General features: G+C 61.9%; 14 protein-coding genes. 7 read left to right on the forward strand and 7 right to left on the reverse strand.

Annotated elements, in window-relative coordinates:
• Position 1: 1 nt before the first annotated feature.
• From ACXJKE_RS13835 to ACXJKE_RS13865, 7 genes are all read right to left on the reverse strand, one after another.
• Positions 2–886 (reverse strand): alpha/beta hydrolase family protein, encoded by an 885-nt coding sequence (locus ACXJKE_RS13835; protein WP_457281176.1) that lies wholly within the window; start codon positions 884–886, stop codon positions 2–4.
• Between the two features lie 24 nt (positions 887–910).
• On the reverse strand, positions 911–1,345 hold the full coding sequence (locus ACXJKE_RS13840; RefSeq protein WP_457281177.1) for a DUF2147 domain-containing protein: 435 nt from the start codon (positions 1,343–1,345) through the stop codon (positions 911–913).
• Positions 1,346–1,376: 31 nt separating this feature from the next.
• On the reverse strand, positions 1,377–3,173 hold the full coding sequence (locus ACXJKE_RS13845) for an acyl-CoA dehydrogenase C-terminal domain-containing protein (RefSeq protein ID WP_457281178.1): 1,797 nt from the start codon (positions 3,171–3,173) through the stop codon (positions 1,377–1,379).
• Between the two features lie 16 nt (positions 3,174–3,189).
• Complete coding sequence (locus ACXJKE_RS13850; protein ID WP_457281179.1) at positions 3,190–3,909, reverse strand: TetR/AcrR family transcriptional regulator; 720 nt, start codon at positions 3,907–3,909, stop codon at positions 3,190–3,192.
• 260 nt (positions 3,910–4,169) lie between these two features.
• Positions 4,170–5,018: a fumarylacetoacetate hydrolase family protein gene (locus ACXJKE_RS13855; RefSeq protein WP_457281180.1), complete on the reverse strand. Its 849-nt coding sequence runs from the start codon at positions 5,016–5,018 to the stop codon at positions 4,170–4,172.
• 31 nt (positions 5,019–5,049) lie between these two features.
• The gene (locus ACXJKE_RS13860) at positions 5,050–5,796 is read right to left on the reverse strand and encodes an SDR family NAD(P)-dependent oxidoreductase (RefSeq protein WP_457281181.1); all 747 of its coding nucleotides are present in this window, start codon (positions 5,794–5,796) and stop codon (positions 5,050–5,052) included.
• Complete coding sequence (locus ACXJKE_RS13865; RefSeq protein WP_457281182.1) at positions 5,793–6,527, reverse strand: SDR family oxidoreductase; 735 nt, start codon at positions 6,525–6,527, stop codon at positions 5,793–5,795. Before ACXJKE_RS13865 ends, ACXJKE_RS13860 begins: the two co-directional genes overlap by 4 nt.
• Before the next feature lie 124 nt (positions 6,528–6,651).
• Here ACXJKE_RS13865 and ACXJKE_RS13870 point away from each other — a divergent pair, with 124 nt between their 5' ends.
• From ACXJKE_RS13870 to ACXJKE_RS13900, 7 genes are all read left to right on the forward strand, one after another.
• Entirely contained in the window at positions 6,652–7,401 is a 750-nt protein-coding gene (locus ACXJKE_RS13870; protein WP_457281183.1) for a FadR/GntR family transcriptional regulator, read from the forward strand.
• Positions 7,402–7,474: 73 nt separating this feature from the next.
• Positions 7,475–8,440: a Bug family tripartite tricarboxylate transporter substrate binding protein gene (locus tag ACXJKE_RS13875; protein ID WP_457281184.1), complete on the forward strand. Its 966-nt coding sequence runs from the start codon at positions 7,475–7,477 to the stop codon at positions 8,438–8,440.
• Positions 8,441–8,579: 139 nt separating this feature from the next.
• Positions 8,580–9,578 carry a sialic acid TRAP transporter substrate-binding protein SiaP gene (locus tag ACXJKE_RS13880; RefSeq protein WP_457281185.1) on the forward strand — a complete coding sequence of 333 codons (999 nt, stop codon included), beginning with the start codon at positions 8,580–8,582 and terminating at the stop codon, positions 9,576–9,578.
• Between the two features lie 78 nt (positions 9,579–9,656).
• Positions 9,657–10,232: a TRAP transporter small permease gene (locus ACXJKE_RS13885; protein WP_457281186.1), complete on the forward strand. Its 576-nt coding sequence runs from the start codon at positions 9,657–9,659 to the stop codon at positions 10,230–10,232.
• Positions 10,233–11,627: a TRAP transporter large permease gene (locus ACXJKE_RS13890; protein ID WP_457281187.1), complete on the forward strand. Its 1,395-nt coding sequence runs from the start codon at positions 10,233–10,235 to the stop codon at positions 11,625–11,627.
• 116 nt (positions 11,628–11,743) lie between these two features.
• Complete coding sequence (locus ACXJKE_RS13895) at positions 11,744–13,270, forward strand: UxaA family hydrolase (protein ID WP_457281188.1); 1,527 nt, start codon at positions 11,744–11,746, stop codon at positions 13,268–13,270.
• 11 nt (positions 13,271–13,281) lie between these two features.
• A complete protein-coding gene (locus tag ACXJKE_RS13900) occupies positions 13,282–14,343 on the forward strand; it encodes a malate/lactate/ureidoglycolate dehydrogenase (protein WP_457281189.1) in 1,062 nt (353 codons plus the stop codon).
• The last annotated feature ends 69 nt before the right edge of the window (positions 14,344–14,412 follow it).

Raw genomic sequence — 14,412 nt, forward strand, 5'->3', positions numbered from 1 at the left:
GTTAAGACCTGGTTGAGGGAATCTGGTTGAAAAATTCGAGCACAGCGCTCCAGTAGCGTTGTGGCTCGTCGCGCATGCCGTGGGTGTGGTCGGCGCGTTCGAGGATCAGGCGCTGGATGCGTTCAGGCCGTGAAGCAGCCTGCTGCAAGGCATCGCCGAAATGTACCGGCGTCCAGCGGTCGCCCTGGCTGTGGATCAGCAGCACGTCTACGTCGCGCATGTTGGCAAGGTGGTGTACGGGCCGCAGGCGCAACTCGCCTTGCGGGTTAATGCGCCGGCTGATGTTGAGCACGGCATGGGCAAAAGGATAAGCTTTCCAGAAATCGGGCAGCGAGGGCGCGCAAGCTTCAGCCACCACCTTGTCGTAAGGAAAATCCGCTTCGTCAATCGCACTCAGCGTGTTGATCGCGCCGAAAGACGCCGTCAGCGCATGCACCGGCAGCCCGGCAAAAGCGCCACGCGCCCAGGAGCCCACCGATATCACGTCACCGGGGTAATCGAAGTTGGTCGACGGGCTTTCACCGAAACCGTTGAAGTCGAAAGCCACCACATGAAAGCCCGCATCGAGTAGCGCCTGGGCATGGCCGTGGCGCAGCCAAAAACCCTTGCAGGCAAAACCCATGGGATGGGCGCACACCACCACACCGCGCGGTGCCAGCGGTGTACGCGCCACGATGGCCTCAAGCTGGCTGGTGCTTCGGCTGGCTATCTGCACCCGTTCCCAGCCTTCTTGCGGCACGTCCGCGGGCCAACGCCAGGGTTTCATAAAGCGGCCGAAAAACGGCTTCTTGAGAAGATGGTGGCCATACCAGCGGCGCGCGGCCGGCACAGTGCTGCCACCGGCGCCGAAAGGCAGTGACCGCAAACGGGAAATGGCTTCACCCATGGCGAGTCCTCACTTTCAGCATGCTCATTGCACACGCACCCAGGTTTGGGTGCGGCCAAAAGGCCCGATTGAACCGCGGACTTCCATCTTCTTGCCACCCTCAACGGGTGTCATCTTGAGGGAATAGCTTTTGCCGTTCTCGGGGTCGAGTATCTTGCCGCCTTCCCAAACGTCGCCATCGGGTGACTTCTTGGCGCCCCGAATGATCTCAAGGCCCAGCCGAGGCTTGTCCTTGCGGTCATCCGTGCATTCGGTGCAGATGTCGTCGGGTTTGACGCCCGGGGACAGGCGCTTTTCGACTTTTCCGCTCAACACGCCACCTGTGTCGACAATACGCACCTCGACTTTGGGGTCGCCGGTTTTTTCATCGAAACCGCGCCACAAGCCTACGGGCGTGTTCTGGGCAAGCGCGGGGATAGCGAAAAGACTGAATGCCAGGAACAACAAATTGCGTTTCATGGTGGTGTCTCCCTTGATCTGTTCAGATGGTTCAGGCCAGTGCTTCGTCTGTTTCCATGAGCGCCTTGCTGCCCGAGCGTGCGGTGCGCATCAGCGTTGCGGTTTCGGGGAACAGCTTGGCGAAGTAGAAGCGTGCGGTTTGCAGTTTGGCGACATAGAACTTGTCGGTGTTGCCGGCAGCAATTTCACGCAGCGCGGTTTGCGCCATCAATGCCCAGAAGTAGCCAAACACCAGGTGGCCGGCCACGCGCAGGTAGTCCACTGCGGCGGCGCCCACTTCGTCGGGGTTCTGGAAGCCCTTGAAGCCCAGCTCGGTGGTGAACTTGGTCATCTGGTCGGCCAGGTAAGCCAGCGGGTTGATGAACTCGGCCATCTTCTCGTTGACGCCTTCTTCGGCGATCAGCGCACCGATCACCTTGCCGAATTTCTTCAGCGTGGCGCCATTGTTGCCCAGCACCTTGCGGCCCAGCAGGTCCAGCGACTGGACGGTGTTGGTGCCTTCGTAAATCATGTTGATGCGGTTGTCGCGCACAAACTGCTCCATGCCCCACTCTTTGATGAAGCCGTGGCCGCCGAAAACCTGCATGCAGGCGTTGGTGGAGATGTGGCCGTTGTCGGTCAGGAAGGCTTTGACGATGGGCGTGAGCAGTGCAACGATTTCGCCGGAGTCCTTGCGCACTTTTTCATCGGGGTGATGCAGTTCCTTGTCGAGTAGCAGCGTGCAGTAAATCGCCAGCGCCCGGCCGCCTTCGGCATAGGCCTTGGCCGTCAACAGCATCTTGCGCACGTCGGGGTGCACGATGATCGGGTCGGCCGGTTTGTCTTTGGCTTTGACGCCGGACAGTGAACGCATCTGGATACGGTCCTTGGCGTAGGCCAGCGCATTTTGAAAGGCTACTTCGGTCAGGCCCAGCGACTGGTTGCCCACGCCCAGGCGTGCGGCATTCATCATCACGAACATCGCGGCCAGGCCCTTGTTGGGCGCGCCCACCATGGTGCCGACAGCGTCTTCCAGCACCATCTGCGCGGTGGCGTTGCCGTGGATGCCCATCTTGTGCTCCAGGCCGCCACAGTAGATGCCGTTGCGCGAGCCGATGGCGCCGTCTTTGCCGATGTTGAACTTGGGCACCGCGAACAGGCTGATGCCCTTGCTGCCCTGGGGCGCATCAGGGAGGCGGGCCAGCACCAGGTGCACGATGTTGGCGGCCATGTCGTGTTCACCGGCGCTGATGAAGATCTTGTTGCCGGTCAGGCGGTAGGTGCCGTCGGGTTGCGGTTCGGCCTTGGTGCGCAACAGGCCCAGGTCGGTGCCGCAGTGCGGCTCGGTCAGGCACATGGTGCCGGTCCATTCGCCGCTGGTGAGCTTGGGCAGGTAGAGCTTTTTCTGTTCGTCGGTGCCGTGGGCATGCAGGGCTTCGTAAGCGCCGTGCGACAGGCCCGGGTACATGGTCCAGGCCTGGTTGGCCGAGTTCAGCATTTCATAGAGGCACTGGTTCAGCACAAAAGGCAGGCCCTGGCCGCCATATTCCGGGTCGCAGCTGAGCGCGGCCCAGCCACCTTCGACGTACTGCGCGTAAGCTTCCTTGAAGCCTTTGGGCGGCGTGACTTCGTGTGTCGTCTTGTCGAGCTTGCAACCCTCTTCGTCGCCGCTGATGTTCAGCGGAAAAGTCACTTCAGCGGCAAACTTTCCGGCCTCCTCGAGTACAGCGTTGATGGTCTCGACATCGACGTCCGCATGCTTTGGGATGGCCTTGAATTCATCGGTGACCTTGAGCACTTCGTGCATGACGAATTGCATGTCGCGCAGGGGCGGGCTGTACTGAGGCATGGTGGATTCCTTTTGCTTAAACTGGTTTGGAAGGGGATGCCTTGCCGGAAGCTTTCTTCGGCAAGGTGGAAAGGGGGGCGTCGCTGCCATAGCGCGCCAGGATGTTGGCAAAGCCGGTATTGGCGCGATCCATGGAGCCCGGCGTCTTGAGGAAGCGGGCTTCGTAGTGCAGCGCCAGGATCAGGCCGTGGATCTCAAAGGCCATCTGGTGCTCGTCAGCGTCAGCATGCAGGTGACCAGCCTCTTTGGCCTGCACCACAGCGCGGTACATGGCGGCCAGCCAGGTTCGTACCGAACCCGCCAGCGCATCGCGCACCGGGCCGGGCCTGTCGTCAAATTCGACGGCGCCGCTGATGTAAAGGCAGCCCGAGTCGATTTCAAGCGAGGTGCGTTTCATCCAGTTATGAAACAGTGCCGCCAGACGAGGCAGGCCGCGCGGCTGCTGCAGCGCCGGGAAGAAGACCTCTTCTTCAAAGCGCACGTGGTATTCGCGGATAACGGAGATTTGCAGCTCTTCGCGCGAGCCGAAATGGGCGAACACGCCCGACTTGCTCATGCGCATGACCTCGGCCAGCGCGCCTATGCTCAGGCCTTCCAGCCCGATCTGCGTGGCCAGGCCCAGGGCCGCATCCACAATGGCGGCCTTGGTCTGCTGGCCTTTTTGCTGGCTTTTGGCCACGGCGCTGCCCGTTGCCGGGGCGCGGGAGGCTTTAGCGGGAAGTTCTGTGATGGCCATGAGGTGCTACAAAATAAAACGAACGGTCGTTCTATTTTGCAACACTTTGATGACCATGCAAAGGCCATAGGCTTTTCTAGGGCATTCGGCCTAGGACCAACACGGGTAAACCCTCGGATGTTGGCTCACCCCCGTCCAAGCTCACTGCGTGTGGCTTGTTCCCCCCTCCAGGGGGCGGCGCCTGGGGCCGGCGAAGCCGGACCCTCGGCACCCACTGGTGGAATACCCCACCCTGGATACGCGGCTAGAGAGCGTGGGGGCTACTTCTTGTAGGGAACGACAGTCTGGTGCTGCTCGCCCAGGCCTTCGATGCCCAGGGAGATTTTGTCGCCCTTCTTCAGGTACACAGGCGGCTTCATGCCCAGGCCCACGCCGGGCGGGGTGCCGGTGGTGATAACGTCACCGGGCTCCAGCGTCATGAACTGGCTGACGTAGCTGACGATTTTGGCGACGCTGAAGATCATGGTCTTGGTGTTGCCCTTTTGCACGCGCTTGCCGTTCACCTCGAGCCACAGGCCCAGCTTTTGCGGGTTGGGTACTTCGTCGCGCGTGACCAGCCAGGGGCCGAGCGGGCCGAAGGTGTCGCAACCTTTGCCCTTGTCCCAGGTGCCGCCGCGCTCAATCTGGAATTCGCGCTCGCTCACGTCGTTGATGGTGCAGTAGCCGGCCACGTAGTCCAGCGCTTCCTTTTGCGACACGTAGCGGGCCGTCTTGCCGATGATCACGCCGAGCTCGACCTCCCAGTCGGTCTTGACCGAGCCTTTGGGCAGCATGATGGGGTCGTTCGGGCCCTGGATGCAGCTGGTGGCTTTCATGAACACGACCGGCTCGGCGGGAATCGGCAAGCCCGATTCGGCCGCGTGGTCGGCGTAGTTCAGGCCGATGGCGATGAACTTGGGCACGCCGGTGACGGGGCTGCCATAACGCGGCGAGCCTTTGACCAGCGGCAGCTTGTCGGCTTTGAGCTTGCGCAGTTTGGCAATCGCAGCATCGCCAAGCTGATCCGGGCCGATGTCCTTGATGACAGCGCTCAGATCGCGCAGCTTGCCGTTGGCATCAATAAGGCCGGGCTTTTCCTTGCCGGGGTTGCCATAGCGAACGAGTTTCATGGTTTTTCCTTTTGATAAATCGGATGAAAGATTAATAAGTGGAACGGCCGCCCGAGAGATCGAAAACGGCGCCGGTTGAGAACGAGCAATCTTCGGTGCACAGCCAGCCGACCATGGCGGCTACCTCATCGGGCGTGCCGAAGCGGCCCATGGGGATTTTAGAAAGCATGAACTGTATGAACTCGGGCGTCATTTGCTCAAAAATCGGCGTTTTCACCGCGGCCGGTGTGATGCAGTTGACGCGCACACCTGTATCGGCGAGTTCCTTGCCCAGGGATTTTGTCAGGGCGATCACCGCGGCCTTGCTCGCGCTGTAGGCGCTGGCATTCGGGTTGCCGTCTTTGCCGGCCACCGAGGCAACATTGACGATGCGACCATAGTTGCGTGCACGCATGTGCGGCACGAGTTCACGGCAGCAGAAGAACAGGCCGTTGAGGTTGACCTGCTGCACCTGCATCCATTGCTCGGGCGGGTAGTCCCACAGCTTGACGTTGGGACCGGTGATGCCGGCCGAGTTGACAAGCGCGTCAATAGCAGGGTTGTGGGCCACAGTTTGTTTGACCGCCTCCACCACGCTGGCATGGCTGGCCACATCGACGGCTACCGTATGCACCCCGGCGCCCAGCGCGCCCCTGGCCGTGGCCAGTGCCTCGGGGTTGATGTCCCAAAGCGTCACCGTGCCGCCCGACGCCAGCACGCGCTGAGCCACCGCAAAACCCAAGCCGACCGCACCACCGGTGATGACCGCATGGCGCCCCTTCAGGTCCAGCTGGTTCATATGGTGATGCCACCGTCCACGTTGTAGGCCTGGCCGGTCACAAAAGCAGCCTCGTCGCTGGCCAGAAAGACCACCAGCGGGGCAATCTCATGCGCCTGCGCCAGGCGCCCGAGCGGCTGGCGTGCGATGAAGGCCTTGCGGGCCGCCACGGGATCTTCGTTGGCATTGATACGGTCCTGTAGCGAAGGCGTGTCTACCGTACCAGGGCAAATCGCATTGCAACGCACGCCGTCACCCACAAAGTCGGCCGCGACGCTTTTGGTGAGGCCAATCACTGCCGCCTTGGTGGTGCCATACACAAATCGGTTGGGCAGGCCTTTGATGCTGCTGCAGACGCTGGCCATGTTGACAATGCTGCCGCCCTTTTTGGCCTGCATGCCGGGCAGCACGGCCTGGATCATCCAGAACTGGGCGCGCACGTTGAGGTTGAAGGCGAACTCAAGATCGGCATCGGTGGCCTGCAGGGCTGTGCCCCCGTGGACAAAACCGGCGCAGTTAAAAAGAATGTCCATGGGCGGCAGGCCGCCTACCAGTTTCTGGATCGCCGCCTTGTCCAGCACGTCCAGGGGCAGCGCCGTGATGTTGGCCGCCCCTTTGTAGCTTTCCAGCAGCTCGGGTTTCAGGTCGGTGGCCCAGACCTGCGCGCCTTCGGCCGCCAGCGCCAGTGCGGTGGCATGGCCGATTCCCTGGCCGGCTGCGGTCACCAGCGCTTTTTTTCCTTCAAGTCTCATCTTCACTCCTACAGGGTTTTGCCGGATGTTGTCCCGGGGGTTTCATGGGATTATCAATTGGTCTTACCACTTGTCCAATTCTGGCTAACCCTTAAAGCTCCCACCTTTTCATCCTTTTCCGCCCATGCCCCTGCAAACTGTCGAACCGCAACGCCTTTACCGCCAGATCGCCGAGCAGCTGCGCACGCTGATCTCGGCCGGCGAATGGGCCGTGGGCGCACGGCTGCCCGCCGAGCGCGACCTGGCGCGACAGCTGGGCGTGAGCCGGCCCTCGGTGCGCGAAGCTCTGATCGCGATGGAGGTTGAAGGCTGGGTCGAAGTACGCACCGGCTCGGGTGTCTATGTTCTGGACCGAAGCAAGCCCGCCAGCCACGACGGTAATGGAAGTGGCCGGGCCGAGCAGATATCGCCGGACGAATGGGGACCCCTGGAATTGATACGCGCCCGCCGCGTGGTGGAAGGCGAAGTCGCCGCCATGGCCGCCACCCAGGCCAAGCGCAAACACATAGACGCGATGGACAAGGCCATCGCCAGCATGCAGTTTGACGCCGACCGCGGCGTGCTGCCGCTGGAAGGCGACCGCGCTTTTCATACCGCCGTTGTCGAGTCCTGCGGCAACGTAGTGCTGATTGAAACCATACAGCGCTTCTGGGACTCGCGTCGCGGCCCGTTGTTCGAGCGGTTGGGCGGGCATTTTGAAACCGTTGAATCGTGGCGCTCGGCGATTGCCGAGCACCAGGCCATTTTTGATGCGGTGCGCAACCGAGACGCCGATGCCGCGCGTGCGGCCATGCATGCGCACATGGACCAGTCGCACAAGCGTTTCAGCGTGAGCTGGAGTCGGACCAAAAGCCAGGAGGTACAAAAGAAATGACCCGTCACGATTTCTTTCAGCGCTCACCTCACCCCGGATTTCCCTTCCAACAAAAAGCGAAAGCGAGACAAGCATGAAGTTTCTGACACCGCGCAAATTGCTGGCAACAGCCCTTATGGCGCTCACCAGCCTCTGCGGCAACGCCTGGGCGCAGGCCTACCCGAACAAGCCTATTGAAGTGATGGTGGCCTTCCAGCCTGGCGGCGGCACCGACTCGCTGGCGCGCGCCTATGCCGAAGCCGCCAAAAAATACACCACGCAATCGCTGGTGGTCTACAACAAACCCGGCGCCAGCGGCGCCATCGGCCTGGCCGACGTGGTCAATGCCAGGCCCGACGGCTACAAGATTGCCATGCTGTTTGTGGAGGTGACCATCCTGCCGCACATGGGCATCACCAAGATCACGCAGGACGACTTCATCCCGATTGCCCGCCTGAATGCCGACCCGGCTGCCATCACCGTGAAAGCGGACTCGCCCTACAACACGATTGAAGAGTTCCTCGCCGCCGCCAAAAAGACCGGCAGCGACGTGAAGGTCGGCAACGCCGGCAACGGCTCGATCTGGCACCTGGCGGCCGCGTCGCTGGAAGAAAAAACCGGCGCCAGATTCAACCACATCCCCTACCAGGGCGCAGGCCCCGCCGTGCTGGCCCTGCTGGGCGGTCATGTGGACGCAGTAGGCGTGAGCCCGGCTGAGGTTGCCGTGCATGTGGCGGCCGGCAAGCTGAAGATTTTGGGTGTGATGGCCGACCAGCGCGTCAAGGGTTTTGAGAGCGTGCCCACCCTCAAGGAACGCAACATCGACCTGTCCATCGGCACCTGGCGCGGCCTGGGCGTGGCCAAAGGCACACCGCCTGAAGTCGTGGAAACCATTCGGACCTTCAGCAAAAAGGCGGCCGAAGAGCCCATCATGCGCGAAGTGATGGACAAACTGAACCTTGGCTACGCCTATGCCGACGGCCCTGCCTTCAAGGCGCAAATGGTGCGCGACAACGACAACTTCAAACAACTCGTGACCAAGCTCAACCTGAAGAACTGAGCAATGAGCCTGTTCAATGTCTAAACGAGGCCTCGTTTAGACATTGAACAGGCTCTTAGACCCCAGGCTTCACGACGGTGCGCGCTGGCGCGCATCGTCGATTTCCTTTCTGCCAGCAACCACCCTTCGAGGAGACAACATGAACGCATTCAATACAAAAAGATTCGCTATCAAAACCATAGCTGCTTGCGCCCTATTGGCAGGCACTGTGGGCTTTTCCGGCATCGCATCGGCGCAGACCAAGCTGAAATGGGCGCACGTCTACGAGACTTCCGAGGCCTACCACAAGTGGTCGGTCTGGGCGGCTGACGAAATCAAGAAGCGCACCAGCGGCCGCTACGAGATTCAGGTGTTCCCGGCTTCCACGCTGGGCAAGGAAAGCGACATCAACCAGGGCTTGCAGCTGGGCACCGTCGACATCATCATCTCGGGCGCATCGTTTGCGGCCCGGAGCTTTCCGCGCATCGGCGTAGCCTACTACCCCTACACCTTCCGCGACCCGGAGCACCTGCTGAAATACGCGAAGAGCGATGTCTTCAAGGAACTGACCGACGGCTACAAACAGAAGACCGGCGTGCAAACCGTCGCCGTCACCTACTACGGCGCGCGCCACTCCACCAGCAACAAACCCTTCAAGACCTGCGAAGAGATGAAGGGCCTGAAAATGCGGGTGCCCGACGTGCCGGCCTACATGGCCCTGCCTCGCGCCTGCGGCGCCAACCCGACGCCGATCGCTTTTGCCGAGGTTTACCTGGCGCTGCAAAACGGCACGGTCGATGCACAGGAGAACCCGCTGCCCACCATCGAAGCCAAGAAGTTCTATGAGGTCCAGAAGAACATCATCCTGACCGGCCACATCCTCGATTCGCTGGTCACGCAGATCGGCCCTCACGTCTGGACCAAGCTCAGCGATGCCGACAAGAAAGTCTTCACGGATGTGATGCAGGAAGCGGCCGCCAAAGCCACGGCCGACATCCAGAAGCGGGAAGGCGAGCTGGTGGACGAGTTCAAGAAAAAAGGCATCAACCTGATCACGGTCAACAAGGACGAGTTCCGCGATCACATCGTCAAGGCCGTGGACATGGCGTCAATGGGCTACGACAAGAAGGATTGGGACCGCATCCAGGCCATCAAGTAAGTCTTGCCCATCCGGCCAAGGCTTCCCGCCCTTTCCTCCATCGGAGGGAAGGGCCTCATTACCCACTACCCCACGATCATGACTTCCATTCCCGACATTGACGCCTTGCCCAAGGTCATGGGCGACGACGGCGAGTTCCACGCCACGGATGAAGCAGTTGACCTGTCCGGCACGCCCGTTGAAGCCTGGGCGGCGCTGTTTTTCTTCTGGGCGCTGGGCCTGACGGTTTTCTACCAGTTCTTCACGCGTTATGTAATGAACGATTCCGCCGCCTGGACGGAAGAAATCGCACGCTACCTGCTGATCGCCACCGTCTTCGTCGGCGCCGCCATTGGCGTGGCCAAGAACAACCACATCCAGGTCGACTTCTTCTATCGCTTCATGCCCGCGTGGCTGGCCCGGGGCATGGCCCTGTTGACCGACGTGCTGCGCATCGCCTTCCTGGGCGCCATGGTCATGCTGACCTGGCAAATGATGGACAAGATGGGCAACTACAAGATGACCATCATCGATCTGCCCATGAACCTGGTGTACGGCGTCTGCCTGGTGGGGTTTGCGGCCATGGCCGTGCGCTCGGTCTGGGTCATGCGCATTCACCTGCAGCGCGGCTACAGCGTGCTGGAACGCCCTGAATCCACGATGGAGGACCGCTGAATGTTGAAGGTTATTTTTCTCTTCCTGATGAGCGGCGGCCTGCCGGTGGCCATGGCCATGGCCGGGGCGTCGCTGGTCTACATCCTGTTCACCAACAGCTCGCCGCCCTTTGTGGTGGTTCACCGCATGGTCAGCGGCATCGACAGTTTTCCGCTGCTGGCCGTGCCGTTCTTCATCCTGGCCGGCAACCTGATGAACAACGCCGGCATCACCAACCGCATCTACAACTACGCGCTGGCGCTGGTCGGCTGGATGAAGGGCGGACTGGGCCACGTCAACGTCGTCGGCTCGGTGGTGTTTGCCGGCATGAGCGGCACCGCCATTGCCGATGCCGCCGGCCTCGGCACCATCGAGATCAAGGCCATGAAAGACCACGGCTACAGCACCGAGTTTGCCGTGGGCGTGACGGCGGCCTCGGCCACGCTGGGCCCCATCATTCCGCCCAGCCTGCCCTTTGTGATCTACGGCATGATGGCCAATGTCAGCGTCGGTGCGCTGTTCCTGGCGGGCATCCTCCCGGGCCTGCTGATGGCCATCCTGATGATGCTGACAGTGGCCTATTTCGCGCACAAGAACAACTGGGGCGCCGATGTCCCCTTCGCGTGGAGCCGCCTGAACAAGGCGCTGGTGGAAACCGCCGTGGTCATCGGCTGGCCGCTGCTGCTGTGGCTGCTGATCGGCAAACTGAACTTTCCGCCGCAGATCACCGTGGCCGTCGCACTGGTAGCGCTGTTTGCGGCCGACAAAGCCTTCAATTTCCAGGCCGTGTTGCCCATCATGACGCCCGTGCTGCTGATAGGCGGCATGACCACCGGCATCTTCACCCCCACGGAAGGCGCGATTGCCGCCTGCGTCTGGGCGCTGATCCTCGGGTTTGCCTGGTACCGCACGCTGACCTTCAAGAGCTTTGTGAAGGTCTGCCTTGACACGGTCGAGACCACCTCCACCGTGCTGTTCATTGTGGCCGCGGCATCGATCTTCGGCTGGATGCTCACTGCCACCGGCGTGACCACCGACATCGCCAAATGGGTGCTGGACTTCACCAAGGAAGCCTGGGTCTTCCTGCTGCTGGCCAACCTGTTGATGCTGTTTGTAGGCTGCTTCCTGGAGCCGACCGCAGCCATCACGATCCTGGTACCTATCCTGGTGCCGATTGCCACGCAGCTGGGCGTGGACCCGATCCACTTCGGGCTGGTGATGGTGCTCAATTTGATGATCGGCCTGCTGCATCCGCCCATGGGCATGGTGTTGTTTGTGCTGGCCCGCGTGGCCAAGCTGTCGGTGGAACGGACCACCATCGCCATCCTGCCCTGGCTGTTCCCGCTGCTGGGCAGCCTGATCATCATCACCTATTTCCCCAAATTGGTACTCTGGTTGCCGAAGATGTTTTATTGAAAGTGAAACAATCACCCTGAGACGCCTTCGGCGCCTCCCCCTCGAGGGGGGCTACCTGCGGCCCGGCGAAGCCGGTTCCGCGATGGCCCCCCGATAAAAGCACAGAAACTCAGACCATGACCCCGTTTATTCGCCTTCACCCCGCCGATGATGTCCTGATTGCCCGAGCCCAGCTGGTGGGCGGCACCGAGGTCGAAAACATCACCGTACGCGGCCTGATCCCGGCCGGCCACAAGATCGCCGCGCGCGCGCTGGCCGTGGGCGAGCCCGTGCGGCGCTACAACCAGATCATCGGTTTTGCCAGCAAACCCATCGCGCCCGGCGAGCACGTGCATACGCACAACCTCAACATGGGCCCCGACAAGGGCGACTTTACGCGCGACTACGCATTCGGCGCCGATGTGAAACCGGCACCGGCCAGGCGCGAGGCGACTTTCATGGGTATCAAGCGGCCTGACGGACGCGTGGCCACGCGCAACTACATCGGGATTCTCTCGAGCGTCAACTGCTCGGCCACCGCCGCGCGGGCGATTTCCGACCATTTCTCGCGGCAGAACAACCCTGCAGCGCTGAAAGATTTTCCCAACGTCGACGGCGTGGTGGCGTTGACGCATGGCACCGGCTGCGGCATGGACAGCGACGGCCTGGGCCTGCAGATCCTGCAGCGTACGCTGACCGGCTACGCCACGCACCCCAACTTCGCGGGCGTGTTGGTGGTGGGCCTGGGCTGCGAGTCCAACCAGATCAATGCCTGGCTGGCCCACGGCAGCCTGCGCGAAGGTGAAACCCTGCGCGTCTTCAGCATCCAGGACACGGGTGGCACGGCCAAGACGGTGGCCAAGGGCATCGCCATGATCAAGGAGATGCTGCCGCAGGCCAATGCCGTCAAGCGCGAACCCTGCAGCGCCGCGCACATCACCATCGGCCTGCAGTGCGGCGGCTCCGACGGTTACTCGGGCATCAGCGCCAACCCGGCGCTGGGCGCGGCGGTGGACTTGCTGGTGGCCCATGGCGGCACCGCCATCCTCAGCGAAACCCCCGAGATTTACGGCGCCGAGCATTTGCTCACGCGGCGCGCCGTGCGCCCCGACATCGCCGAAAAGCTGATCTCGCGCATCAAGTGGTGGGAGCACTACACCCAGATCAACGAAGGCGAAATGAACAACAACCCGTCGCCCGGCAACAAGGCCGGCGGCCTCACGACCATCCTGGAAAAGTCGCTGGGTGCGGTGGCCAAGGGCGGCACCTCCAACCTGGAGGCTGTCTATGAATACGCCGAACCCGTGAAGGACCACGGCTTCGTCTACATGGACACGCCGGGCTACGACCCGGTCAGCGCCACGGGCCAGGTGGCCGGCGGCGCCAACATCATCTGCTTTACCACCGGCCGCGGTTCGGCTTACGGCTGCGCGCCCTCGCCTTCGCTCAAGCTCGCCACCAATTCGGCACTGTGGCAGCGGCAGGAAGAGGACATGGACATCAATTGCGGCGAGATCATCGACAGCGGCGTGACGGTGCAGGAGATGGGACAGCGCATTTTCGAGATGGTGCTGGCCACCGCATCGGGTGAACCGAGCAAGAGCGAAAAGCACGGCTACGGACAAAACGAATTTGTGCCCTGGCAAGTCGGCGCGGTGATGTAAAGGCCTTTCACATGCAAAAAGTGCTTCAAGCCCAATATCTACGGGCGCAAGCAGCTACTATTTTTATAGCAGCCGGCAGCACGGCCGCTGAAGCGGAAAAAATCGCCGCCAACCTGGTGATGGCCAACCTGAGCGGCCATGACTCGCACGGCATCGGCATGCTTCCGCGCTACGTCGATGCGGTGCTCGAAGGTGGCCTGACGCCCAACGCCCAGGTCAAAACCCTGCTCGATACCGGCTCGCTGCTCAGCCTGAACGGCCAGCGCGGTTACGGTCAAGCGATCGGCGAGCAGGCGATGGCGCTCGGCATGGCACGTGCCAAAACCCATGGCAGCTGCATCATGGCGCTGGCCGAGTCGCACCATCTGGGGCGCATCGGCCATTTCGCCGAGATGGCCGTGGCCCAGGGACTGGTGTCGCTGCACTTCGTCAACGTCATGACGCGGCCCGTGGTGGCACCCTGGGGCGGCGCGGATGGCCGCTACGGCACCAACCCCTGCTGCATAGGCATACCACTCAAGGACAGCCCGCCCTTTGTGCTGGACTTCGCCACCAGCCGCGTGGCCCAGGGAAAAATGCGCGTGGCGCACAACCAGGGCAAATCCGTCCAGCCGGGCCTGCTGATCGACGAACACGGCCAGCCCACCACCAACCCCGGCGTGGTGGTGGTGCCGCAGCCGAACGGTTTTTTTGGCGCGCTCATGCCATTCGGCGAGCACAAGGGCTACGGCCTGGCGGTGGCATGCGAGCTGCTGGGCGGCGCGCTCACCGGCGGCGGCACCTGGCACCACCCCACAGTGAGCGTGCGTGCGGTCTACAACAGCATGCTCACGATCCTGATTGACCCGGGCAAGCTGGGCACCCAGTCGGCCCTCGAAATGGAAGCGCTGGCATTCGTCGAGTGGCTGCGCAAAAGCCCGCCGGCCGACGGTGTGGACGCTGTGCAGATTGCCGGTGAACCGGAACGCCGTGCGCGGCTTGAACGCGAACAGGGCGGCATTGAAATGGACGGCGAAACCTGGCGCGAAATCGTCGCAGCCGGCCAGAAGGTCGGTGTAAGTGTGCCGGGCTGAGCACCGAACGCTATCAAATCAGTAGCTGCTCGCGCAGTCCCTATAAGGTCTAGCGGCCAAAATGATCCT

This window comes from Polaromonas sp. P5_D5, from assembly GCF_054049435.1.